Source organism: Catellatospora methionotrophica, assembly GCF_011297335.1.
GTDB classification, from domain to species: Bacteria; Actinomycetota; Actinomycetes; order Mycobacteriales; family Micromonosporaceae; genus Catellatospora; species Catellatospora methionotrophica.
The window spans coordinates 121,800-145,971 of sequence record NZ_JAAOTJ010000010.1; the positions used below are offsets into that span (position 1 = coordinate 121,800).

The following is a 24,172-nucleotide window of genomic DNA, read 5'->3' on the forward strand; positions in this document are numbered from 1 at the left end:
CCCCAGCCGCTCCGCGTCCGGCGGCGGCGGTCAGGGGAGGTGGCGGGTGAGGAAGGGGTTGCGGAACTTGGCTTCGGGGTCGAGGCGGGTGGTCAGGGCGGTGAAGTCGGGCAGGCGGGGGTACTGGGCGCGGATCAGGGCGGGGTCGATGCCGAAGACCTTGCCCCAGTGCGGGCGCGCGCCCAGCGGGATCAGGCGATCCTCGACCGCGCCGACGACCGGGGCGACGGCGGCCTCGTCGGCGATCCAGGTGAAGTGGAACGCGATGCTGTCGCGGCCGTACGCCGGGCTCAGCCACAGCTCGTCGGCGGCGATGCTGCGGACCTCCGAGACCTGCACGACCAGCGCGATCCGGTCGGCGATCTCGTCGAGCGCGGCGAACGCGGCCAGCGCCTGCGAGCGTGGCACGAAGTACTCCGACTGTAGTTCGTCGCCCGCGCTCGGGGTGAAGTCGAGGCGGAAGTGCGGCAGCCGCTCGTGCCACGGGCCGGGCTCGCCGAGCTGCGGCGTGCAGTGCACCGGCGACATCGTGACGATCGGGTGCCGCGCCCCGTCGGCGGGCCGCGCCCCGAACAGGTCGCCGTCGATCGGCTCGGCGCCGGCGCGCTGCTTGAGCCACACCTGCTCGACGTCGGGCCCGCGCCAGCGGGTGAACAGGCTGACGCTGTACGCCGCCCCGAACACCTCGTCGAAGTGCTCCTCCAGCGCGGCGCGCGGCAGGTGCTCGTACACCCGCTGGCGCACCTCGAACGTCGGCACCACGGCCAGGTCCAGCGCGGTCACCACCCCCAGCGCACCCAGCGACACCACACTGCCCGGCAGGTCTTCCGTGCCGACCGTGACCAGCTCACCGTCGGCGGTGACCAGCTCCATCCCGCGTACGGCGGTGGCCAGGTTGCCGTTGCGGTCCCCGGACCCGTGGGTGCCCGTCGCGACCGCCCCGGCGATCGAGATGTGCGGCAGCGACCCCAGATTGTGCAGCGCGTACCCGTGCCGGTGCAGGTACGGCGCGAGCTCGCCGTAACGCGTGCCCGCCGACACCCGCACCGTCGACCGCCCCCGGTCCAGCTCGGCCACCCGCGGCAACCGCGCAACCGTGACCAGGTCATAAGGCGTATCCGCGATCCGGTTGAACGAGTGCCCGGTCCCCAGCGCCCGCACCTGCCGCGCCCCCGCGACGACACCCCGCAGCTCATCGACCGTCACCGGCCGGTGCAACCGCGCCGCCCTGAACGTCACGTTCCCGGCCCAGTTGGTCCCGTCGGTCGCCATGACCCGAGAGCCTAGATCACATCCCCCACCCGCACCCCACCACCCGCAAACCCACCCCACCCCCTGCCGCAACTCTTAAAAAGTCGCGCTGTCAGGACGCCCCTGAGGGCGCGACTTTTTAAGAGTTGCGGCAGAGAAAGGGGCGGCGTCGCCTGAGAGGGGCGACGCCGCCCGTGCTGACACCGGCCCAGCCCCGGGCGGGTGTCAGGCCGCGATGCCGCCGGCGCTGATCACATCGCGGTACCAGTGCGCGCTGTCCTTCAGCAGCCGCTGCTGGGTGTCGTAGTCCACGCGGACGATGCCGAAGCGCTTGCCGTAGCCGAACGCCCATTCGAAGTTGTCCAGCAGCGACCACACGAAGTAGCCGCGCAGATCGGCTCCGGCGGTCATCGCCTCGTGCGCGGCGGCCAGGTGGGCGCGCAGGTAGGCGATGCGCTCGGTGTCGCGGACCCGGCCGTCTCCGTCGACCTTGTCGTCGTACGCGGCCCCGTTCTCGGTCACGTACATCGGCAGGTCCGGGAAGCGGCGGTGGACGGCGGTGAGCACGTCGCGCAGCCCGGTCGGGTCGACGGTCCAGCCCATCTCGGTACGCGGGCCGGGGGTCTGGTGGAAGGTGATGTCCTGGCTGGCCGGGTACACCGAGGGCTCCTCGTGCGGTGTCGTGGCGGCGCTGACCAGGTCGGGGGCGTAGTAGTTGACGCCCAGCGCGTCGATCGGCGCGGCGATCACGGCCAGGTCGCCGTCGCGGACGAACGACCAGTCGCTCACGGACGCGGTGTCGGCCATGACGTCGGCCGGATACGCCCCGGTCATGATCGGGTCGAGGTAGATGCGGTTGAGCAGGCCGTCGATACGCCGGGCGGCGTCGCGGTCGGCGGGGGAGTCGGTGAGCGAGCGCACCGCGCCCTGGTTGAGGGCGATGGAGATCTGCGCCGAGGGCACCGCCGCGCGCAGCGCCTGCACGGCCAGGCCGTGGCCGAGCAGCAGGTGGTGGGTGGCGAGCAGGCTGTCGGCGGGGTTCTTGCGGCCGGGGGCGTGGAAGCCCGCGCCGTAGCCGAGGAACGCCGAGCACCACGGCTCGTTGAGGGTGCACCACAGCTGGACGCGGTCGCCGAGGCGCGCGCCGACGACGGCGGCGTAGTCGGCGAAGCGCAGCGCGGTGTCGCGGGCGGTCCAGCCGCCGCGGTCCTCCAGCTCCTGCGGCAGGTCCCAGTGGTAGAGCGTGGCCGCGGGCTTGATCCCGGCGGCCAGCAGTTCGTCGACGAGCCGGTCGTAGAACGCGATGCCGGCCGGGTTCTCCCCGGAGCGGCCGCCGGGCTGCACGCGCGGCCAGGACACCGAGAACCGGTACGCCGACAGCCCGATCTCGCGCATCAGCGCGACGTCGTCGCGGTAGCGGTGGTAGTGGTCCGCGGCGACCTCGCCGGTGTGCCCGTCGGTCACCAGTCCGGGGGTGGCGCAGAAGGTGTCCCAGATCGACGCGGTGCGGCCGTCCTCCGCCACGGCGCCTTCGATCTGGTACGCGGCGGTCGCCGCACCCCACCAGAAGTCGGGGGGAAACCGCAGCTCCTGTGTGGTGGCTGCGGCTGGTGCCTCGGTCTGGGTGGGCATGGAGTCCCTTTCGTGGAGACGGGGAGAGCCGGGAAACGCAGTGGAGAGCGCTCTCCGAATGTGTCCCAGGCTCCCGGTTACGGGCCGTGGATGTCAAGAGCGGATCGCGCTACGCCGATGAGGGAATCGACGAGGTGGTATACAAATCGCTCTCATGCGGACAGTTCGGCATAGCCGACAGTCGTTGTCTTGACAGCGGAGAAATATCGGCGTAACACTCGGAGAGCGCTCTCCACCTCACGGCCCTCCGGCCGGAGCTCTCCCCGTTGCAACAGGTAGGAGCCCCATGACCCCCGTCAGTCACCGCCCGGGTGCGCGGCATCTCGCCCGCCGCTGGCGGATAGCGATACCCGTCGCGATCACCACGGTGATCTCGTCCCTTGCCCTCGTCATCCCGCTGACCAGCGCCAGCGCCGCCGACTCGCTGATCTCGCAGGGCAAGCCCGTCACCGCGTCCTCGGTCCAGGGCGCCGACCTCGCCGCGGCCAACGCGGTCGACGGCAACGCCGGCACCCGCTGGGGCAGCCAGTGGGCCGACCCGCAGTGGATCCGGATCGACCTCGGCCAGACCGCCTCGATCAGCCAGGTCGTCCTGGAGTGGGAGGGCGCGTTCGCGCGCTCGTTCCAGATCCAGACCTCGGCCGACGACGTCAACTGGACGCCGGTCTACACGACCACCACCGGCCCCGGCGGCACGCAGACCCTCAACGTCACCGGCTCCGGCCGGTACGTGCGCATGTACGGCACGGTGCGCAACGCGGGCTACGGCTACTCGCTGTTCGAGTTCAAGGTGATCGGCTCGTTCGGGCCGCCCACCAGCCCGAGCGCCAACCCCGGCGCGTGCGGCACCACCAACGTCGCCCAGGGTAAGACCGCCACCAGCTCGTCGGTCGAGAACGCGGGCACCCCGGCCTCGGCGGCCGTCGACGGCAACGCGGGCACCCGCTGGTCCAGCGTGTACGCCGACCCGCAGTGGCTGCAGATCGACCTCGGCAGCACGCAGAGCATCTGCCAGGTGGTGCTGCAGTGGGAGGGCGCGTACGCGACCGCCTTCCAGCTGCAGACCTCGGCCACCGGCACCGGCGGCTGGACGAACATCTACAGCACCACCACCGGCACCGGCGGCACGCAGACCCTCAACGTCGGCGGCTCCGGCCGGTACATCCGCATGTACGGCACCACCCGCGCCAACGGCTACGGCTACTCCCTGTGGGAGTTCAAGGTCTACGTCGGCGGCGTCGTGACCTCCCCGTCGCCGAGCCCCAGCACGCCGACCAGCCCGAGCCCGAGCCCGTCGGGCAACTGGACCACGGTCTGGGAGGAGAACTTCGACGGCGCGGCCGGCACCTCGCCGAGCGCGGCGAACTGGCTCATGCGCACCGGCACGCAGTACCCGGGCGGCGCGGCGAACTGGGGGACCGGCGAGGTCGAGACCGCCAGCAACTCCACCGCCAACGTCTCCCTGTCCGGTGACGGCAAGCTCAACATCAAGGCGATCCGCGACGGCGCGGGCGCGTGGACGTCGGGCCGCCTGGAGACCCAGCGCACCGACTTCGCCCCGCAGCCGGGCGAGCTGCTGCGCTTCTCCGCCGTCATCCAGCAGCCGAACGTGGCCAACGGCCTGGGCTACTGGCCCGCGTTCCGGGCCACCGGCGCGGCGTACCGCGGCAACTACAACAACTGGCCGGGCGTCGGCGAGACCGACATCATGAGCGGGGTCAACGGCCGCAGCCAGTTGTCGAACACCCTGCACTGCGGCACCGCCCCCGACGGGCCGTGCGGGGAGTACAACGGGCGCACCTCGGGCCTGGCGACCTGCCTCGGCTGCCAGACCGCGTTCCACGAGTACGCGCAGGTCATCGACCGCACCAAGACCGACGAGGAGATCCGCTTCTACCTCGACGGGCGGCAGACCTGGGTCGTCCGGGAGAGCCAGGTCGGCGTCGCCGCCTGGCAGGCCGCCGTGCACCACGGCTTCTACCTGCGGCTCGACCTGGCCATGGGCGGCCTCTACCCGAACGCCGTCGCGGGCGAGACCGTGCCGACCTCGGAGACCACCTCCGGCGGCGTGCTCGCCGTCGACAAGGTCACCGTGTCCAAGCAGGTCGGGGCCACCGCCCCGGCGATGACCGACCCGGCGATCCCGGCCGGGCCGAGCGTCGTGCGCATCACCGGCACGCAGGGCAACTGGCAGCTCCAGGTCAACGGCGCGCCGTTCCTGGTCAAGGGCCTGACCTACGGCCCGCCGCAGGGCGCCGCCGACGGTTACATGCGCGACCTGAAGAACATGGGCGTCAACACGATCCGCACCTGGGGCGTGGACGACACGCAGACCCCGGTGCTGCTCAACACCGCCGCCCGCCAGGGCATCAAGGTGATCGTCGGGCACTGGCTCAACCAGGGCGCCGACTACGTCAACGACACCGCGTACAAGAACGCGGTCAAGGCCGAGATCGTGGCCCGGGTCAACACGCTCAAGAACAACCAGGGCGTGCTGATGTGGGACGTCGGCAACGAGGTGCTGCTCACCATGCAGGACTTCGGGCTGCCGGCCGCCGAGGTCGAGGCGCGCCGCAACGCGTACGCCGCGTTCGTCAACGAGGTCGCCGTGGCGATCCACGCCGCGGACCCCAACCACCCGGTCACCTCGACCGACGCGTGGGTCGGCGCGTGGCCGTACTACAAGAACAACGCGCCCGCGCTCGACGTGTACGGCATCAACTCCTACGGTGCGGTCGGCGGCCTCAAGCAGGCCTGGATCGACGGCGGCTACACCAAGCCGTACGTGCTCACCGAGGGCGGCCCGGACGGCGAGTGGGAGGTCCCCAACGACGCCAACGGGGTGCCGCTGGAGCCGACCGACCTGCAGAAGCGGGCGCAGTACACGGCGAGCTGGAACGCGCTGCTCAGCCACCCGGGTGTCGCGCTGGGCGGCACCGAGTTCCACTACGGCCTGGAGAACGACTTCGGCGGCGTATGGCTCAACACGCTGACCGGCGGCTGGCGCCGGCACGGCTGGCACGCGCTCAAGCAGGCGTACAGCGGCACACCCTCGGCGAACACCCCGCCGGAGATCACCAGCCTGACCCTGTCGAACACCACCTCGGTGCCCGCGGGCGGCCAGTTCACGCTGTACGTCGGCGCGAGTGACCCGCAGGGCGACCTGCTGCGCTACAACCTGATGTACAGCAACAAGCACATCAACGGCAACCGGGGCTTCGACAACGTGCGCTTCACCCAGCTGGGTGGCAGCAACGAGTTCTCGGTGACCGCGCCGCAGCAGATGGGCGTCTGGAAGATCTACGTGTACGTGTTCGACGGCCACGGCAACGTGGGCATCGAACAGAAGTCGATCCGCGTCGTCGCGCCGACGGTGCCGGGCACCAACATCGCCCAGGGCCGCCCGGCGACCGCGTCGACGTACCAGCCGACCGGCACCAACGGCCCGCAGCTGCCCTCCTACGCTGTGGACAACAACTACGGCACCCGCTGGGCCAGCGAGTGGCTGACCACGGCGTGGCTGCAGGTGGACCTGGGCTCGGTCAAGACGTTCAACAACGTCCTGCTCGGCTGGGAGGCGGCGTACGCCAAGTCCTACCAGATCCAGGTCTCCAACGACGGGACCAACTGGAACACGGTCTACTCGACCACCGCCGGCAACGGCGGGTTCGACATCCTCCCGGTCACCGCGACCGGCCGCTATGTCCGTATGAACGGCGTCGAACGCGCCACCGCGTACGGCTTCTCACTGTGGGAGTTCGGCGTCTACCAGAACTGACGCCGGACCACGCACCAGGTGCGGCGGGTGGAGGCCTCGACCCGCCCGCCGCACCGTCATCCTGCCGAGGTTGCGTAACCGCTCGACTTGCCAGGCACCCGGGCGTACCTTGAACAGCCGTTCGCGTACCTGCCTGGCAAGTCGGGCGTTCAAGGCACCCGGACCGGGAAACCGGCCCAAGTCGGTGCAGGTCGGGAGCGGAGAGCGCTCTCCCTCTGTGCTATAAAGGCGTTCATGACCAGTGACCAGACGCCGGCGCAGCGGCTGCCGACGCTTGAGGACGTCGCGCAGGTGGCGGGCGTGTCCCGGGCCACCGTCTCGCGGGTGATCAACAACATCCGCAACGTCGACCCGCAGCTGCACAAGGTCGTCTGGGACGCGGTCACCGCCACCGGCTACGTGCCGAACCGGGCGGCGCGATCACTGGTCACCGGCCGTACGGGCGCGATCGCCCTGGTCGTCTCCGAGGCCGAGAACCGCGCCGCGGACGATCCCTTCCTGGGCGCCTTCTTCTCCGACCCGTTCTTCGGCCGCGTGGTAGGCGGCGTGCTCAGCGTGCTGCGGCCGTCCGGGGTACACCTGGCCCTGGTGCTCGCCGGTGACGAGGACGCCTGCGCGAAGGTCGTCTCGGACGTGCGCCAGGGGCAGGTCGACGGCGTCGTGGTGCTGTCACTGCACCCGCACGACCCGCTGCCGCGCCTGCTCGCCGACGCGGCGGTGCCCGCGGTCCTCTACGGCCGCCCCGCCGCGCCGATGCCGATCAGCTACGTCGACGTCGCCACGTACCAGGGCGCGAAACTCGCCGCCGATCATCTCATCGCGCGCGGCTGCCAGCACGTGGCGACGATCTCCGGCTCGGTGGACATGCCCGCGGGCGTGGACCGTCTCAACGGCTTCCGTGAGGCGATGGCCAAGCAGGGGGTCGCCTACGTGCCCTCGTACGACGGCGGCTTCACCCAGGAGGGCGGCGAGCGCGCCATGGAGCGGCTGCTCGCCGAGCATCCCGAGGTCGACGGCGTCTTCGTCGCCAGCGACGTGATGGCCCAGGGCGTGATGACGGTGCTGCGCGAGGCCGGCAAGGCCGTGCCCGACGACGTCGCCGTGATCGGTTTCGACGACAGCAGCGCGGCCCTGGCCACCCGCCCGCAGCTGACCACTGTGCGCCAGCCGGTCGAGGACATGGCCGCGGAGATGGCCCGCCTCCTGCTGACCCGGATCGACCAGCGTGCCAACCGCACCACGAGTGTCATCTTCGATCCGGACCTCGTCGCCCGCGCCTCCGCCTGACCCTCCGGGTTGGATCATCGTTTCCCACCGCGCATGAATCCGTGGCGCGGATCGCGGCGTGTCCATCAAGATCAACTTCCCTTGATCGTATCGACCGCCAGGCCGTAACCTGCGCCGATGTCGGTTCCTGTAACAGAGTGGCAACTGACCCTTGACAGGCGGTGGGCGGCGGGCGATGCTCTGCCGTGGGAGAGCGCTCTCCGATAGAGCGCTCTCACGAAGCTCCTCAGCACGTTACCCCAAAAGAACGCACCATCCCTTCCTGTGTTTGGAGGAAAAGCATGCGTCCAGCCCTCAACGGCGGAAGCCTGCGCCGCCGCGCCGTCACGGTCGCGGTTCCGCTGCTCGCTGCCGCGCTGGTCATGACCACGGCTGCCTGTGGTGGCAGTGACGATCCGGCGAAGCCGGGTGAGAAGGTCAAGCTCACCATCGCGACGTTCGGTGAGTTCGGGTACAAGGACCTGTACAAGGAGTACATGGCCGCGAACCCGAATGTGGAGATCGTGGAGCGGATCACCAAGGCCGAGGATCACCACAAGAACCTGGCCGCGCACCTGGCGACCAACACCGGTGCCGCCGACATCGAGGCGATCGAGGAGGGCTGGGCGGGTCAGTTCACGGCCAACCCGGGCAAGTTCTACAACTGGAACGACTACGGCGCTGCTGAGATCAAGGCGCAGTGGCCGGCATGGAAGTGGCAGCAGGGCTCCTCGGCCAAGGGCGAGGTCGTCGGTCTCGGCACCGACGTCGGCGGTATGGCGATGTGCTACCGGCGTGACATCTTCGAGAAGGCGGGCCTGCCCACCGACCGTGAGGCCGTGAGCAAGCTGTGGCCGACGTGGGAGGAGTACATCGCCACGGGCGTGAAGTTCAAGAACGCCAACATCAAGGGCTCGGCGTGGATGGACGGCCCGACGATCATGTACCGGTCCGTTCTGGGTCAGCAGCCGGTCGGCATCTACGACGCCGACAAGGTCGTCGTGGAGACGAATCCCGGTGTGAAGAAGGCCTGGGACCTGACGATCGATGCGATCAACAAGGGTCTGTCGGCGAAGATCGCTCCGTGGTCGGCTGACTGGAACGCCGGTATGGCCAAGGGCAGCTTCGTGACCCTGGCGTGCCCGTCGTGGATGATGGCCTACATCCAGTCGCAGGCCAAGGACTCCTCGGGTAAGTGGGACATCGCCGCTGTTCCTGGTGGTGGCGGTAACTGGGGTGGTTCGTTCCTGACGCTGCCCAAGCAGGGCAAGAACGTCCAGGAGGCTGCGAAGTTGGCCAAGTGGCTGGTCGCCCCCGAGCAGCAGGCGAAGGTGTTCCGGGCTCTCGGTAACTTCCCGTCGACCGTCTCCCTGTACGAGGAGTCGGTGATCAAGGACTTCAAGAACCCGTTCTTCAACAACGCGCCGGTGGGTCAGATCTTCTCGAATTCGGTGAAGACGATGGTGCCGCAGTACATGGGTCCGAAGTCGGGTGACATCAACACGGCGATTCAGAATGGTCTGACGCGTGTGGAGCAGGGCAAGCAGAAGGCTGACGAGGCCTGGACGCAGTCCGTCAAGGACGTCAACGCACTCCTGTGAGCTGGGGGCGGGCCCGGTCATGGCAGCAGCCGTGGCCGGGCCCGCCCGCACCGCCGCCTCGAAGGGACACCCCCGATGAAAAACCTCATGTACCGCCTGGACGTGAAGGGGTCCCCGTACCTCTACATCGTCCCGTTCTTCCTTCTCTTCGCCGCGTTCGGCATCTTCCCGCTGGCGTACACCGCGTGGGTGTCGCTGCACGAGTGGAGCCTGCTGTCGGAGACCCACACGTTCCTGGGCCTGCAGAACTACCGGGAGCTGTTCGCCGACGAATACTTCTGGAACGCGTTGCGTAACACCGCCCAGATCTGGGTGCTGTCCACCGTTCCCCAGCTGCTCATGGCTCTGCTGCTCGCGCATGTGCTGAACCAGCGGTTGCGTGCCCCGACGTTCTGGCGGATGACGGCGGTGCTGCCCAACATCACGTCGGTGGCCGCGGTGGCGATCATCTTCGCGCAGATCTTCGGCAAGGACTACGGCCTGGTCAACTGGATTCTGGAGACCCTGGGCCTGGGGCGTATCGACTGGCAGGCTGGGACGGCGTCGTCGCAGATCGCGATCTCGGTAATGATCATCTGGCGGTGGACGGGCTACAACGCCCTGATCTACCTGGCCGCGATGCAGGCCGTCAGCAAGGACCTCTACGACGCTGCCTCGCTCGACGGGGCGTCGAGTTTCCAGCAGCTGACCCGGATCACGGTCCCGGCGATCCGTCCGACGATCATCTTCACGGTGATCATCTCGACGATCGGCGGCATGCAGGTTCTGGCCGAGCCGTTGCTGTTCGGCGGCGGTTCGATGACCGGCGGTAGCGACCGGCAGTTCCAGACGCTGTCGCTGTATCTGTACGAGGTGGCGTTCTCCCGGTTCGACTTCGGTTATGCCTCGACCGCGGCGTGGGCGATGTTCGGCATCATCGTGATCGTCGCGGCGATCAACTACTTCCTGACCAGCCGCCTGCGGAGGTCCTGATGACCGTCACCATGACCCGTCCGAAGGGCGACGCCGAGGCCGTCGCGCCCACCCCGCCGTCGCGGCGCTACAAAGGGTTCGTGGAGCGCCGACCCGGCAAGCTCACCTACCTCGCGCTGACCGGCCTGGCCCTGTTCTCGGCGTTCCCGCTGTACTGGTCGTTCGTCGTCGGCTCCCACGACAACGGCGTGCTCGGCGAGGTGCCGCCGCCGCTGGGCCTTGGCCCTAACCTGTTCGCCAACGTCGAGCGCGCCTTCGGCACCATCGACTTCGCCAAGGCGCTGGCCAACTCGTTCATGGTGTCCGGCGCGATCACGATCAGCGTGGTGCTGTTCTCCACCCTGGCCGGGTTCGCGTTCGCGAAACTGGCCTTCCGGGGCCGTAACGCGCTGCTGGTCATGGTCATCGCGACCATGATGGTGCCGACCCAGCTCGGCATCATCCCGCTGTACATGCTCATGGCGAAGATCGAGTGGACCGGCACCATGTACGCCGTCGTCGCACCTGGCCTGGTCAGCGCCTTCGGCGTCTTCTTCATGACGCAGTACCTGGGCGAGGCGGTGCCGACCGAGCTGATCGAGGCGGCCCGCGCGGACGGCTGTACGACGCTGCGCATCTTCTGGCACGTGGTGCTCCCGGTGTCCAAACCCGCCGCGGCGGTGCTCGGCATGCTCACCTTCATGACGGCCTGGAACGACTTCTTCTGGCCGCTGGTCGTGCTCACCCCCGAGGACCCGACCGTGCAGGTCGCGCTGTCCGCGCTGGCCAGCGGTTACATCACGGACTTCTCGCTGTCGCTCACCGGAACGATCATCGCGACGGTCCCGTTGCTCGTCGTCTTCGTGGCGCTGGGCAAGCACATCATCGGAGGCATCATGCAAGGGGCGATCAAGGGATGACCAGCGTTCTGCCACAGGAGATCGCCGCGCCATCGCGGCTGTCCTTCCCCCAGGGATTCCGCTGGGGCGCGGCGACCGCGTCGTACCAGATCGAGGGCGCGGCGACCGAGGACGGGCGTACGCCGTCGATCTGGGACACCATGTCCCGCGAGCCGGGCCGGGTGTTCCGCAACCACAGCGGCGACGTGGCCTGCGACCACTACCACCGCTACCGCGACGATGTGCGCCTCATGTCCGAGCTGGGCCTGGGCACCTACCGGTTCTCGGTCGCCTGGCCGCGGATCAAGCCCGACGGCTCCGGCCCGGTCAACCCGCGCGGCCTCGACTTCTACGACCGCCTCGTCGACGAACTGCTGGCCAACGGCATCGCGCCGATGGTCACCCTGTACCACTGGGACCTGCCGCAGGTGCTGGAGGACCGGGGCGGCTGGGCCAACCGGGACACCGCGTACTACCTGGCCGACCTGGCGGCGGCCACGATCGCGCGGCTCGGCGACCGGGTCGCGTCCTGGACCACGCTCAACGAGCCGTGGTGCTCGGCCTTCCTCGGCTACGCCAGCGGCGACCACGCCCCCGGCCGCCGCGACCCGCAGGCCGCCTACCTGGCCGCGCACCACCTGCTGCTGGGCCACGGCCTGGCCGCGCAGGCGCTGCGGGCCGGCGGCGCACGCGAGCTGTCGATCGTGCACGTGCTCACCCGGGTCAACCCGCAGAACCCGCACGACCCGCACGACCGCGACGCGGCCAGCCTCGTCGACGGCCTGCAGAACCGGATCTGGCTGGACCCGGTGCTGCGCGGGCACTACCCGGCCGACATCCTGCCGCTGTTCGAGCGCTTCGGCGCCGCGGACGCCATCCGCGACGGCGACCTGGACGTCATCTCCACGCCGATCGACCTGCTGGGCGTGAACTACTACCAGCCGGCACTGGTACGGGCCAAGGTCGGCGCGGTCGGCCAGTCGAACTACCCCGGCAGCGAGGGCATCGACTTCCCGCCGCAGGGCCTGCCGGTCACCGGCATGGACTGGCCGATCGACGCGACCGGCCTCGGGGACACGCTGGTCCGGCTGTCGCGGGACTACCCGGGCACGCCGCTGATGATCACGGAGAACGGCTCGGCGTACCACGACATCCTGGAGGGCGACCGGGTCGCCGACCCGGACCGCATCGCCTACTTCGACGGCCACCTGCGCGCGGTGCACAAGGCCATCGAGCGTGGCGCGGACGTGCGCGGCTACCTGGCGTGGTCGCTGATGGACAACTTCGAGTGGGCGTACGGCTACGACAAGCGCTTCGGCCTGGTCTACGTCGACTACGACACCCAGCGCCGGGTGCCCAAGGACAGCGCGCGCTGGTACTCGCAGGTCATCCGCGACAACGGCCTGTGAACGACCCGGTCTGAGCGCTGCCCGTCCGTCGCGCTCAGGCCGGTGTACCGGTGGCACGTGAACGCCCCGGCCCGCGAACTCGCGGGCCGGGGCGTCGTGCGCCGTGGATCAGTGCTGCGGCGCGTTCCACATCGCGGCGAAACCCGCCGCCTCACCGGTCAGCCAGCGGTCCACGTCCGCGCCCTTGGTGGCCTCGCTCTGATAGGCGATGCCGCGCCGTACGTCGACCAGCACCGGCTCGGCGTGCGGCAGGATCTGGTCCATGTTCGCCCGGAGCAGGTGCAGCGTGGCCATGATCAGGTCGGCGGTCGGCGGGTCCTCGTCGAAGTGCAGCCGCACCGCCTCGCTGCGGCCGTCCTCGTAACGCAGCCCGAAGTGCGCGGCGATGCGCACGGGCAGGGAGCCGATCATCGCGAGCGCGTCGTTGGTCCGGGTGACCCGGCAGCCCTGCCCCTCGATGGACGTCAGGTAGCTGGCCGCGCCCGCCGTCAGGGACGCGTACAGCCGCTGCCAGCGGGGGTCGACGACGCCGTTGACCTCGACCAGGTGGGTGCCGGGCGTGTGCTGGTCGATGTCGGTCTTGAGGGCCTTGATCAGCCGGCTGTGCGGGTTGAACCCGCCGCCGGTCTCCCGCTGCTTGCGCAGCTTGCCGACGAAGGCCGCCTTGGCGGGGCCGGACCGGTCGACGTAGCGCGTGAACGCCAGCAGGGTGGCGTAGGGCAGCAGGGGCTTGGCGGGGGTGTCGGCGACGGTCGCTTGAGGGGTAGGCATGTCGGCTCCGTTCGCAGCTCAGCGATTATTTTTCGTACACACATTCTAATCGATGGCACTGACATTTCCGACCCCCCGCGACCGCCCGATCGGACGTCTTCGGAGCCCTCCGGTCGGCCACTGACGGGACCTTGCGCGCGCCTGCACAATGTGGCGGTGACCTTGCTCAAACGCCTGACGAACTCGCCCAAGGCGCTCGTCTTCAGCTACCTGCTGCTGATCGTGATCTCCGGCGCCATCTACTGGCAGGTGGAGGTCGACAAGTCGCCCGGGGACGCGCTCTGGTGGGCGGTGGTCACCGCCTCGACCGTCGGCTACGGCGACACCTACCCGACGACCTGGCCCGGCCGGGTGATGGCGGGCATCCTCATCTCGGTCATGATCCTCTTTGTGATCCCGCTGATCACGGCGCACTTCGCGAGCAAGCTCATCGTCGACAACGACGCGTTCCAGCACGAGGAGCAGGAAGAGATCAAGAACCAGCTCCGCGAGATCCGCGCGATCGTCGAGCGCCTGGCCCCCGCCGACGCCGACCGGACCGGCGCGGCCCTGGACGCGCTCGAAGCCCGAGCCGACGGCACCCGCTGACTCGACTGTCCCTCAAGCGCGTACCCCCAGCGCCGCGCGACCCGCGCTCCCCCGGCCGAAGGAAGGGCACCTTCCCATCGCTTCCGAGCCGAAGGAGGGGCACCTTCCCATCGCTCTGCGTTGAGGAAGGTGCCCCTCCTAACGCGTGGCGCTCGGGTGGCTGGCGATGATCGCTGTTTCTGGTCAAAACCTGGGGTTGTACCGCACCTTTTGACCGCAGACAGTGATCTTCGTCGGAGGGGTGGCCTACCTCACCGCCCGACGGGCGGTCACCTGCCCGGTCAGGACCAGCGGGCGCCCGACAGGTCCTGACCGGAAGCAGTGTTCTTCGCGGCGGGAGGGGTCCGCGCCACTATGGCGGGCGCTCCCACGGCACTGGCCAGGCCTGCGAGAGCCTGGGCCGGTGCGTGACGCCGGTGCCGCCGCCTCGGATCCAGGAGCGGCACCGGCGATGGAGAGCGCTCTCCACAGCGCAGATGTTACGCGGATGTTGCCGCTCGTCAATACCTGCCGAAATTCCGTCCGAAATAAACCGCTACCACTGATTTTGCAGTGGCTTCCGCTGGCGCACAGCGTGGTCCCGGCGCGGCGACAGCCCGACGCACCCGCGATGCGATACCCGGCACAACGCGCAAAATAGACAGGACATTGACGGAAGTGCAGCCGTGGCGTAACACTGTTGGAGAGCGCTCTCCATCGTACTGCGGTGTGGAGACGCCATGCCCGTCATCGGCCCGCGGTACGGACCCGTCCGTCCCGGCTCGCCGCACCGGTCCCGGTGCGCCGAGCCCCCCATCCTCCGGGAGATCCGATGACATCCATCGGCCACAGCCGGCCGAGGCGCTCCAGGTTCGCGCAACTAGCCGCCGCGACCCTGCTGGCGTCACTGGTCACCGTCGTGCCCATGCAGTCCGCCCAGGCGGCCGTCACCCTGCTCTCGCAAGGCAGGCCGGCCACCGCGTCGTCCACCGAGAACGGCGGCACCCCCGCCACCGCGGCGGTCGACGGCAATCCCGCCACCCGCTGGTCCAGCCAGTTCAGCGACCCGCAGTGGCTGCGTGTCGACCTCGGTTCCACCGCCGCGATCACCCAGGTCGTGCTGCAGTGGGAGGGCGCTTACGCGACCGCGTACCAGATCCAGGTCTCCGGCGACGGCAACAACTGGACCTCGATCTACAGCACCACCACGAGCACCGGCGGCACCCAGACGGTCAACGTCACGGGCAGCGGCCGCTACGTGCGGGTGTACGGCACCGCCCGTAACGGCGGCTACGGGTACTCGCTGTGGGAGTTCAAGGTGTACGGCGACAACGGCACCACGCCGCCCGCCACCGGATACGTGCTGGCGAATCCGCAGGTCACCGGCGTGACGCCGTCGACCTACAACCCGCCGCACGCCTACTTCCACGAGTTCCAGGCCAACTGCGCGACGAGCCACGACAAGCCCGACGACCCGATCGTCTACCCGGGCCTGCCGGGTGCGTCGCACATGCACACGTTCATGGGCAACCGCACCACCAACGCGGCCAGTACGCTCACGTCGCTCAACGCGGGCGGCACGACGTGCCTGGCGCCGGGCGACAAGTCCGGGTACTGGATGCCGACGATGTACAACGGCAGCCAGGTCGTCAACCCGGTCGGGCCGCAGGTCATCTACTACAAGACGGGTGTCAACGACTACACCAGCGTCCGGCCGTTCCCGCCGGGCCTGCGTTTCGTCGTCGGCAGCCCGAACGCCACGGCCGACCAGTTCATGTTCGGGTCGGTCGAGGGCTGGGAGTGCGGCGAGAGCTACCACAACGCCGACTTCCCGGCGTACTGCCCGGTGGGCACCCAGGTCAACGTCCGCTACCAGGCCCCGAGCTGCTGGAACGGCCTCTACCTGGACACCCCCGACCACAAGAGCCACATGGCGTATCCGGTGAACCTGGTCTGCCCGGCCAGCCACCCGGTCGCGCTGCCGATGATCGAGTTCAAGATGGCGTTCCCGGCGAGCGGGGACATGTCGCAGGTGCGGCTGTCGAGCGGACGGGGCTACTCGTTCCACTACGACTTCTTCAACGCCTGGGACCCGGCCACGCAGGCCGCCCTGGTCAACCACTGCGTACGCGGTGGCCTGCAGTGCAACGCCCGTGGCTACGACGAGACCCAGCCCGGTCGCGGCGCGGCCCTGAACGCGAACTACCAGCTCCCGTAACCGCACCACGGCCGGCCCCGACATGGCGGGGCCGGCCCTCGGCCGGGATCGCGCCCCTGGGCGTACGCCCACCGCGGTGCTACCGTCGACAGCCCCTGAACCCCGAGGTCAGCCCATGTCTCACCGTTGCGGCAAGCACATCCTGCTGTCGGCCCCCGCCTCGCCCCGCTCCGGCTGGGTGGCCTGCCCCGTGCACCGCATGGGCGACTCCCAGCTCGACCAGCTGTTCGGCCGCATCGTCGGCCTCGAATTCCACGGCGAGGAGGTCCTCGCCTTGGGCTGGATCATCCACCACGCCATGCTCGACGACTGACGCCGACTCCTGATCCACACAGGGTCGAGGCCGCACACCGACTGCGAGCGCGGTGCGCGCGGGCGGTGGGTGAGCCCGGCCCCGGCGCTCACGTGGGAGGCGGCGACGGGACCGGGCGGTTCGGTCAGGAGGCGTAGGCCTCCAGCTCGGAGAGCTGGCCTGCGGGCCAGCCGGTGTTGCCGGTGACGACCACGCGGACGTGGCGGGTGGGGGTCACCGCGAAGGTGAGGGTGACCGTGTTCCCCGTGGCCGGGTTGAAGGTGTAGGTGCCCGACGGCACGAGGGTGCGCCAGGTGATGCCGTCGTCGCTGCCCAGTACGGACAGGGTCTGGCTGCGGGTGGCCCACGAGGCCGGGGCGGGCAGCTTCAGCACCAGCCGCGACAGCGCGGTGCTCGACCCGAGGTCGACCTGGGCCCACTGCGGCCAGGCGTTGTTCGGGCTCTCCCAGTACGTGTCGCGGTTGCCGTCGGTGATGTTGCCCGAGCCGTAGGACTGGACGTGGCCGCTCTCGGCGGTCGGCCGCCCGGCGGCCAGGTTGACGTTGCCGGCCGGGTCGGTGGTGACGGTGACCGCGTTCGACGGGCCGGAGACCAGGCCGGCGCCGTCCTGCGCCGTGACGGTGAACGTGTGCGCCGAGCCGGGGGCCAGCCCCGACACGGTGTACGACGTCCCGCTCGCGGTCCCGACCTGGGTGCCGTTGCGCAGCACCCGGTAGCCGGTGACGCCGACGTTGTCGGTGGACGCCGTCCAGGACAGCGACACGGTGGTCTGCGTCTTGGCGGTGACGGTCAGGTTGCCCGGGGCGCTGGGCGGCTGGGTGTCGACGGTGCCGCCCCCGTACACCTCGAATTCTGAGATCTGGCCCGCGGGCCAGCCGGTGTTCGACGTGATGGTGAGGCGCACGTAGCGGACCGTGGCCGTGGCGGGGATGGTCACGGTGTTGGCCGTGGCCGGGTCGAACAGGCGGCCGCTGGCGGCGGACAGGGGTTGCCAGGTGACGCCGTCGGTGGAGCCGTGCACGGCGATCTGCTGGGTGCGCGCGCCCCAGCCCGGCGGGAGCTTCAGCGCTACGCGGCTGACCGGCTGCGCGCCGCCCAGGTCGACGGTCAGGGTCTGCGGGAACGCGTTGTTGGCGCTCTCCCAGTAGCTGCCCGCGTTGCCGTCGACGGCGTTGCCGGGCGGGAAGCCGCCGTTGCCGCTCGACGCGACGGCCGGGCGGTTCAGGGCCAGGTTGACCGTTGGCGACGCCGGGTCGGTGGTGGCGGTGACGGTGTTGCTCGGGCCGGAGATCGCCCCTGCGGCGTCGCGGGCGCGTACGTAGTAGGAGTAGGCGGTGGCCGGGGTGAGGCCGTTGAGGGTGACGGAGGTGCCGGTGGGCGACGCCACGACGTTGTCGACCGCGCCGAGCTCCTGATAGACGGTGTAGCCGACGACGGCGACGTTGTCGGTCGACGCGGTCCAGGACAGCGAGACGCTGGTCGAGGTCTTGCCGGTCACGGTGAGGTTGCCGGGCACGGTCGGCGGGACGACGTCGCCGGGGCCGGAGCGGTTGGCGAACTCGGTGGCCCAGTAGCGGGTCCGGGTCAGGTAGGCGGTCTCGGCGGCCGCGCCGGTCAGGCCGTACGCGCCGTCGAAGGTCTGGTAGCCGAAGCCCGCGGGCGGGGTGGCGTGCGCGGGTTCGATGGACGAGCCCTCGTGCCACTCGTTGAACGACGTGATCGACACCCAGTCCGGCAGGCCGCCGGTGGCCGGGTTCAGCGCGTTGTTCCACTGCAGGTCGTAGGTCGCCCCGTTGGCGCGGCCCACGGTCGGGGTGGTGTTGCCGGGCACGGCGCGGTCGTCGAGGTAGCCGGGTGCGACCGAGGGGGCCCAGACCAGGCCGTTGGCCTTGCAGAAGGCGCTCGCGTTCGCCCAGCCGGGCGCGGTGGAGCCGGCGATGCCGTCGTAGGTGTACATGCCGCCGAAGCCGGCGACCTTCGAGGTGTCCGTGGTCTGCGCCAGGATGATGTTGCTGCTCTTGAGCGGTGCGATGGCCGACCAGTCGCTGATCAGCAGGCTCTCGAAGACGTAGAACGCGGGGCGGTTGCCGTGCGCGGCGTCGCGGTAGTAGGCCGGGCTGGCGCCGTACCTCGTGTTGAGGTAGTTGATGTCGGCGACGGTGGAGGCGGCGGTGCGCCCGGCGTAGGGCTCCAGGTGCCAGGCGACCTTCAGGCCCTGCGCGGCGGCGGCGGCGAGCACGCCGGTGGCGAGGTTGTCCTCGTAGGAGTTCTGGCCCCACCAGCTGTAGACGAGCACGCCCGCGCCGGACTGGCGGATCCACTGCATGTGCTGGGCGACCGCGCCGGCGTAGTCGCCGGAGTCGTACGCGCCGAGCTTGGGGTAGAGGTTCGCGCCGACGTCGGCGGGCGGGGTGTGGCCGCCCTGCTGCCAGTGGCGGTACTGGCCGTAGGTCGCCGGGTTGCCGTACCAGGAGTAGTAGAAGACGTGCACGTTCGGCGACGGCGGCGGGTCGGCGGCCGACGCGCCCTGCGGCGCTGCCGTGAGCCCGGCGGCCACCATCAGCGCGGCGAGCACCACGCGTAGAGGTCGTGCCCAGACGGACATGACGGATCCTCTCCGTTACGGGGTCGGGACGGTGCTGTCGCCCGGGAGCGGCCGGGGGGAGCGGTGTAGGCAAAACCTTAGATACGTGTTCGCAAAAACTCTAGAGTTGCGTGCAAGTTTGCAATGCCAATCGAAACGTTGCGGACGGTGACGGCGCAACGGTTGCCATCGCGGCAGGCGCGTGGGACGGGCCCGCCGGGTCCATGGGCCGCCCCTGCTCATCCGCGCCCGACGATGCCGCGGGCCGTCCACAACGGAGACCTTTCGAGATCAGTGGTCATGAGTGGGCGTCACGGCCGGTGACCGGTGCTGGTCGGGCAGGGGTGGTGGCCGTACGCACACCAGATGATCACTGTCCGTCCTCACCCGACTGTTGCTACGTTTTTTGCATTGCACTGTGGACTTCTAACTACCAAGGCTCTAACGTTTTGCTACCACAGTCAGCAACACCGATGACTTGAACTCGTAACAGGCAGGTGCTCCTCGGCCGTGGCGGCGTGTGCGCAGCAGCTGGCACGTCGCCGCAATCCGCTCCCGGCCGGGTCGCCTTCCGCACCACGGGGTGGCCGTCGTCCGCGACGGTGACCGCGGATTCGCGGCGGGATGAAACGCAGGAGAGGCAATGCAGGGAGGAGTGCAGTGAAACTCAAGAATGTCCGCACCAGGCTGCTCGCGACGGTCGTCGCCGCCAGCCTGGCTGTCGTGGCGGGGCCGACGACGTCGGCCACGGCTGCCGGAGGGCCGAACCTGGCCGCCGGCAAGCCGACCGCGGCGAGCAGCACCAACGGTCCGTACGGGACCGGTAACCTCGTCGACTCGAACCAGGGTTCCTACTGGGAGAGCTCCGGGGCGCTGCCCCAGTGGGCGCAGGTCGACCTCGGCAGCGCCGTCAGCGTCGACCAGGTCGTGCTGAAGCTGCCCGCGGGCTGGGGCGAGCGCACCCAGACGCTGACCGTGCAGGGCAGCACCAACGGCACCTCGTTCAGCACGATCGTGGGCTCGGCCGGGTACAACTTCCAGCCCGGTTCCGGCAACGTGGTGACGATCAACTTCACCGCGGCCAGCACCCGCTACGTGCGGATCAACATCACCGCCAACACCGGCTGGGCGGCCGCGCAGCTGTCCGAGCTGGAGGTCTACGGCGCGGGTGGCGGCGGCACGTCGGGCAACCTGGCGATCGGCAAGTCGATCACCGAGAGCGGCCACGCCGACGTGTACGGCGCGGGCAACGCCAACGACGGCAACCAGGGCTCCTACTGGGAGAGCGTGAACAACGCGTGGCCGCAGTGGCTGCGCGTCGACCTCGGCTCGACCGTCAGCGTGAACCGGGTCGTGCTGAAGATCCCGAGCGGCTGGGGCGCACGTACGGAGACCCTCGCGGTGCAGGGCAGCACCAACGGCACCACGTTCTCCGACATCGTGGCCTCGACCGGGTACACCTTCACCGGCGCGAACACGGTGACGATCAACTTCGCCACCGCGAACACCCGGTACGTGCGGATCAACATCACCGCCAACACCGCGTGGCCGGCCGGCCAGATCTCCGAGTTCGAGATCTACGGCCCGACCACCGGTGACACCCAGGCCCCGTCCACGCCGGGCAGCCTGGCCTACACGACTCCGGCGTCCGGCCAGATCCGCCTGACCTGGAACGCGTCCACCGACAACGTCGGCGTCACCGCGTACGACATCTACGCCAACGGCGACCTGCTGACCAGCGTCAGCGGCTCGACGCTGGTCTACACCGACAGCCGGCCGGACAGCCAGACGGTCAGCTACTACGTACGGGCCCGCGACGCGGCCGGCAACCAGTCGGGCAACAGCAACACCGTCACCCGTACCGGCCAGACCGGCGACACCCAGGCGCCCACCGCGCCCGGCAGCCTCGCCTTCACCCAGCCCGCCTCCGGCCAGATCCGCCTGACCTGGACCGCGTCGACCGACAACGTCGCCGTGACCGGGTACGACATCTACGCCAACAGCGCGCTGCGCGGCAGCGTCAGCGGTTCCACGCTGGTCTACACCGACAGCCAGCCGGACTCCGCGACGGTCAGCTACTACGTGCGGGCCAAGGACGCGGCGGGCAACATCTCGCCGATGAGCAACATCGTCACCCGCAACGGCTCCGGTGGCGGCGGCACCAACCAGGCGCTGAACAAGCCGATCACCGACAACGGCCACACGCACATCTTCGCGCCGGAGAACGCCAACGACGGTGACCTCACCACCTACTGGGAGGGCAGCACGTCGCCCAACCAGCTCACCGTGGCGATGGGCTCCAACGTCGGCGTCAGCTCGGTCGTCGTCAAGCTCAACCCGGACGCCGCGTGGGGCGCGCGTACCCAGACCATCCAGGTCCTGGGCCGCGAGCAGAGCTCGTCGTCGTACGTCAACGTGGTCTCCGCGCAGGCGTACAGCTTCAACCCGGCCACCGGCAACACGGTGACCATCAACGCCGCCGGCAGCTACGCCGACATCCGGCTGCAGTTCACCGGCAACTCCGGCGCCCCCGGCGGCCAGGTCGCCGAGTTCCAGGTCATCGGCACCCCGGCGCCGAACCCGGACCTCACGGTCACCTCGGTCACCTGGTCCCCGGCCTCCCCGGTGGAGACCGACGCGATCACGGTGAGCGCGGTCGTGCGCAACGCGGGCACCAACACCGCGGGCGCGACCAACGTCAACTTCTACCTGGGCACCACCCTGGTGGGCACCGGCGCGGTCGGCTCGCTGGCCGCCGGCGCGCAGACGACGGTCAACGCCAACATCGGCACCCGCAACGCCGGTTCCTACGCCGTCACCGCGAAGGTCGACGAGGCCAACACGGTCGTCGAGCAGAGCGAGACCAACAACAGCCTCACCGCGTCGAGCAACCTCACGGTCAGCCCGGTGCAGAGCTCCGACCTGGTCGCGAACGTGAGCTGGACGCCGAGCAACCCGGCTGCCGGCAACAACGTGACCTTCTCGGTCGCCATCAAGAACCAGGGCACCACGGCCTCGGCCGGTGGCGCGCACGGCATCACGCTGACCGTCCTCAACGAGGCCGGCACCGTGGTCCGCACCCTGACCGGCTCGTTCACCGGCGTGATCAACGCGGGGGCCACCTCCGCGGCGGTCACCCTGGGCACCTGGACCGCGGCCAACGGCCGGTACACGGTCCGCGTGGTGCTCGCCAACGACGCCAACGAGCTGCCGGTCAAGCAGGCCAACAACACCAGCAACACGCCGCTGTTCGTCGGGCGTGGCGCGAACATGAACTACGACATGTACGAGGCCGAGGACGGCTCGACCGGCGGCGGCGCGTCCGTGGTCGGCCCGAACCGCACCATCGGCGACCTCGCCGGTGAGGCCAGCGGCCGCAAGGCCGTCACGCTGAACAGCAACGGCCAGTACGTGCAGTGGACCACCAAGTCCGCGGCCAACGCCCTGGTCACCCGCTTCTCCATCCCGGACAACGCGGGCGGCACCGGAACCACGTCGACGCTGAACATCTACGTCAACAACGTGTTCCACAAGTCGATCACGCTGACCTCCAAGTACGCGTGGCTCTACGGCGCGGAGGCGGGCCCGAGCAACTCGCCCGGCGCCGGTCCGGCCCGCCACCTGTACGACGAGGCCAACATCCTGCTGGACTCCACCATCCCGCAGGGCGCCACGATCAAGCTGCAGAAGGACGCGGCCAACAGCGGCACCTTCGCGATCGACTTCATCAACCTGGAGCTGGTGAGCCCGCGGGCGAACCCGGACCCGGCGAAGTACAAGGTGCCCACCGGCACCTCGCACCAGGAGGTCCAGAACGCCCTCGACGCGGTCCGGATGGACACCACCGGTGCCTTCGTCGGTGTCTACCTGCCCGCCGGCAACTACGAGACGGCGCAGAAGCTCAGCGTCTACGGCAAGCCGATCAAGGTCGTCGGCGCGGGTATGTGGTACACCCGCTTCAACACCCCGACCGGCCAGGAGAACACCGACGCCGGCTTCCGGGTGGAGAGCAGCGCCAACGGCTCGTCCTTCGAGCACCTGGCGTTCTTCGGCAACTACACCATCCGCCAGGACGGTCCCGGCAAGGTCTGGGGCGAGCTGAAGTCGGTCAACAACCTGACCTTCGACAGCGTCTGGGTCGAGCACACCGTCTGCGGCTGGTGGGGTGTCAACGTCAGCGGCTGGACCGTCAAGAACAGCCGGGTCCGCAACACCTTCGCCGACGGCATCAACCTGACCAACGACTCCAACAACAACCTCGTCACCAACGTCGAGGGCCGGGGCAACGGCGACGACGCGTTCGCGCTGTTCTCCGCGATCGACTCCGGTGGCTCGGTCGGCAACCACGGCAACGTCTTCGAGAACCTCTCGGCGACGCTGACCTGGCGTGCCGCTGGTCTGGCCGTGTACGGCGGCTACGACAACGTGTTCCGCAACCTGTACATCGCGGACATGCTGACGTACTCCGGCATCACGATCAGCTCGCTGGACTTCGGATACCCGTTCGTCGGGTTCGGCACGACGCCCACACGCTTCGAGAACATCTCGCTCGTGCGGGCCGGTGGCCACTTCTGGGGCAACCAGACCTTCGGCGCCATCTGGATCTTCGCGGCCTCGAAGGAGTTCCGCGGCATCCGGATCAGCAACGTCGACATCGTCGACCCGACGTACTCCGGCATCATGTTCCAGTCGAAGTACCCGGAGCAGCAGCCGGTCACCGACACCATCTTCACCAACGTCAACATCAGTGGCGCGCAGAAGAGCGGTGACGCGTACGACGCCAAGTCCGGCATCGGCATCTGGGTCAACGAGATGCCCGAGACCGGTCAGGGCCCGGCGCGGGGTTCGGCCACCTTCACCGGCCTGACCTTCAGCAACAACTTCCAGAACATCCGCAACACGACCACCACCTTCACCCTCAACATCAGCTGA

14 protein-coding genes are annotated in these 24,172 nt (G+C 69.4%); 10 read left to right on the forward strand and 4 right to left on the reverse strand.

All coding sequences use genetic code 11. The annotated features are described in order from the left end of the window. Window positions 1–30: 30 nt before the first annotated feature. Together HAV40_RS22430 and HAV40_RS22435 are read right to left on the reverse strand one after the other, a co-directional pair. Entirely contained in the window at window positions 31–1,272 is a 1,242-nt protein-coding gene (locus tag HAV40_RS22430) for an FAD-binding protein (RefSeq protein WP_166384368.1), read from the reverse strand. A gap of 204 nt (window positions 1,273–1,476) precedes the next feature. Next, the gene (locus HAV40_RS22435) at window positions 1,477–2,883 is read right to left on the reverse strand and encodes a GH1 family beta-glucosidase (RefSeq protein WP_166384370.1); all 1,407 of its coding nucleotides are present in this window, start codon (window positions 2,881–2,883) and stop codon (window positions 1,477–1,479) included. 286 nt (window positions 2,884–3,169) lie between these two features. Here HAV40_RS22435 and HAV40_RS22440 point away from each other — a divergent pair, with 286 nt between their 5' ends. The 6 genes from HAV40_RS22440 to HAV40_RS22465 all read left to right on the forward strand — a co-directional run bounded on the left by HAV40_RS22440 (window position 3,170) and on the right by HAV40_RS22465 (window position 12,787). Then, on the forward strand, window positions 3,170–6,661 hold the full coding sequence (locus HAV40_RS22440) for a discoidin domain-containing protein (protein WP_166384372.1): 3,492 nt from the start codon (window positions 3,170–3,172) through the stop codon (window positions 6,659–6,661). A gap of 234 nt (window positions 6,662–6,895) precedes the next feature. Then, the gene (locus tag HAV40_RS22445; protein ID WP_166384374.1) at window positions 6,896–7,948 is read left to right on the forward strand and encodes a LacI family DNA-binding transcriptional regulator; all 1,053 of its coding nucleotides are present in this window, start codon (window positions 6,896–6,898) and stop codon (window positions 7,946–7,948) included. Window positions 7,949–8,229: 281 nt separating this feature from the next. After that, window positions 8,230–9,528, forward strand: coding sequence for an ABC transporter substrate-binding protein (locus tag HAV40_RS22450; RefSeq protein ID WP_166384376.1), 1,299 nt, complete (start codon window positions 8,230–8,232; stop codon window positions 9,526–9,528). Window positions 9,529–9,603: 75 nt separating this feature from the next. Beyond that, a complete protein-coding gene (locus HAV40_RS22455; protein ID WP_166384378.1) occupies window positions 9,604–10,500 on the forward strand; it encodes a carbohydrate ABC transporter permease in 897 nt (298 codons plus the stop codon). Further along, window positions 10,500–11,399: a carbohydrate ABC transporter permease gene (locus HAV40_RS22460; protein WP_239087067.1), complete on the forward strand. Its 900-nt coding sequence runs from the start codon at window positions 10,500–10,502 to the stop codon at window positions 11,397–11,399. Before HAV40_RS22455 ends, HAV40_RS22460 begins: the two co-directional genes overlap by 1 nt. Further along, window positions 11,396–12,787: a GH1 family beta-glucosidase gene (locus HAV40_RS22465; RefSeq protein WP_166384380.1), complete on the forward strand. Its 1,392-nt coding sequence runs from the start codon at window positions 11,396–11,398 to the stop codon at window positions 12,785–12,787. The genes HAV40_RS22460 and HAV40_RS22465 overlap by 4 nt, the downstream gene beginning before the upstream one ends. Before the next feature lie 108 nt (window positions 12,788–12,895). Here the strand turns inward: HAV40_RS22465 and HAV40_RS22470 are convergent, their stop codons facing one another. Further along, the gene (locus tag HAV40_RS22470; protein WP_166384382.1) at window positions 12,896–13,558 is read right to left on the reverse strand and encodes a hypothetical protein; all 663 of its coding nucleotides are present in this window, start codon (window positions 13,556–13,558) and stop codon (window positions 12,896–12,898) included. A 156-nt stretch (window positions 13,559–13,714) separates the two neighbouring features. On the opposite strand from HAV40_RS22470, the gene HAV40_RS22475 reads away from it, so the two are divergent. The 3 genes from HAV40_RS22475 (at window position 13,715) to HAV40_RS22485 (ending at window position 16,656) form a co-directional block, all read left to right on the forward strand. After that, window positions 13,715–14,146, forward strand: a complete 432-nt coding sequence (locus tag HAV40_RS22475; protein WP_239087068.1) for a potassium channel family protein — start codon at window positions 13,715–13,717, stop codon at window positions 14,144–14,146. Window positions 14,147–14,957: 811 nt separating this feature from the next. Next, window positions 14,958–16,343, forward strand: a complete 1,386-nt coding sequence (locus HAV40_RS22480; RefSeq protein ID WP_166384384.1) for a DUF1996 domain-containing protein — start codon at window positions 14,958–14,960, stop codon at window positions 16,341–16,343. Between the two features lie 115 nt (window positions 16,344–16,458). Further along, window positions 16,459–16,656 carry a hypothetical protein gene (locus HAV40_RS22485; RefSeq protein WP_166384386.1) on the forward strand — a complete coding sequence of 66 codons (198 nt, stop codon included), beginning with the start codon at window positions 16,459–16,461 and terminating at the stop codon, window positions 16,654–16,656. A gap of 124 nt (window positions 16,657–16,780) precedes the next feature. Here the strand turns inward: HAV40_RS22485 and HAV40_RS38545 are convergent, their stop codons facing one another. Beyond that, window positions 16,781–19,261: a discoidin domain-containing protein gene (locus HAV40_RS38545; protein WP_166384387.1), complete on the reverse strand. Its 2,481-nt coding sequence runs from the start codon at window positions 19,259–19,261 to the stop codon at window positions 16,781–16,783. Between the two features lie 639 nt (window positions 19,262–19,900). Here HAV40_RS38545 and HAV40_RS22495 point away from each other — a divergent pair. Further along, window positions 19,901–24,172: a galactose-binding domain-containing protein gene (locus HAV40_RS22495; protein WP_239087069.1), complete on the forward strand. Its 4,272-nt coding sequence runs from the start codon at window positions 19,901–19,903 to the stop codon at window positions 24,170–24,172.

Bases quoted from the DNA above. Each gene is read 5' to 3' on its own strand.
- HAV40_RS22430 (WP_166384368.1), bottom strand. From the start codon at position 1,272: ATGGCGACCGACGGGACCAACTGGGCCGGGAACGTGACGTTCAGGGCG.
- HAV40_RS22435 (WP_166384370.1), bottom strand. From the start codon at position 2,883: ATGCCCACCCAGACCGAGGCACCAGCCGCAGCCACCACACAGGAGCTG.
- HAV40_RS22440 (WP_166384372.1), top strand. From the start codon at position 3,170: ATGACCCCCGTCAGTCACCGCCCGGGTGCGCGGCATCTCGCCCGCCGC.
- HAV40_RS22445 (WP_166384374.1), top strand. From the start codon at position 6,896: ATGACCAGTGACCAGACGCCGGCGCAGCGGCTGCCGACGCTTGAGGAC.
- HAV40_RS22450 (WP_166384376.1), top strand. From the start codon at position 8,230: ATGCGTCCAGCCCTCAACGGCGGAAGCCTGCGCCGCCGCGCCGTCACG.
- HAV40_RS22455 (WP_166384378.1), top strand. From the start codon at position 9,604: ATGAAAAACCTCATGTACCGCCTGGACGTGAAGGGGTCCCCGTACCTC.
- HAV40_RS22460 (WP_239087067.1), top strand. From the start codon at position 10,500: ATGACCGTCACCATGACCCGTCCGAAGGGCGACGCCGAGGCCGTCGCG.
- HAV40_RS22465 (WP_166384380.1), top strand. From the start codon at position 11,396: ATGACCAGCGTTCTGCCACAGGAGATCGCCGCGCCATCGCGGCTGTCC.
- HAV40_RS22470 (WP_166384382.1), bottom strand. From the start codon at position 13,558: ATGCCTACCCCTCAAGCGACCGTCGCCGACACCCCCGCCAAGCCCCTG.
- HAV40_RS22480 (WP_166384384.1), top strand. From the start codon at position 14,958: ATGACATCCATCGGCCACAGCCGGCCGAGGCGCTCCAGGTTCGCGCAA.
- HAV40_RS22485 (WP_166384386.1), top strand. From the start codon at position 16,459: ATGTCTCACCGTTGCGGCAAGCACATCCTGCTGTCGGCCCCCGCCTCG.
- HAV40_RS38545 (WP_166384387.1), bottom strand. From the start codon at position 19,261: ATGTCCGTCTGGGCACGACCTCTACGCGTGGTGCTCGCCGCGCTGATG.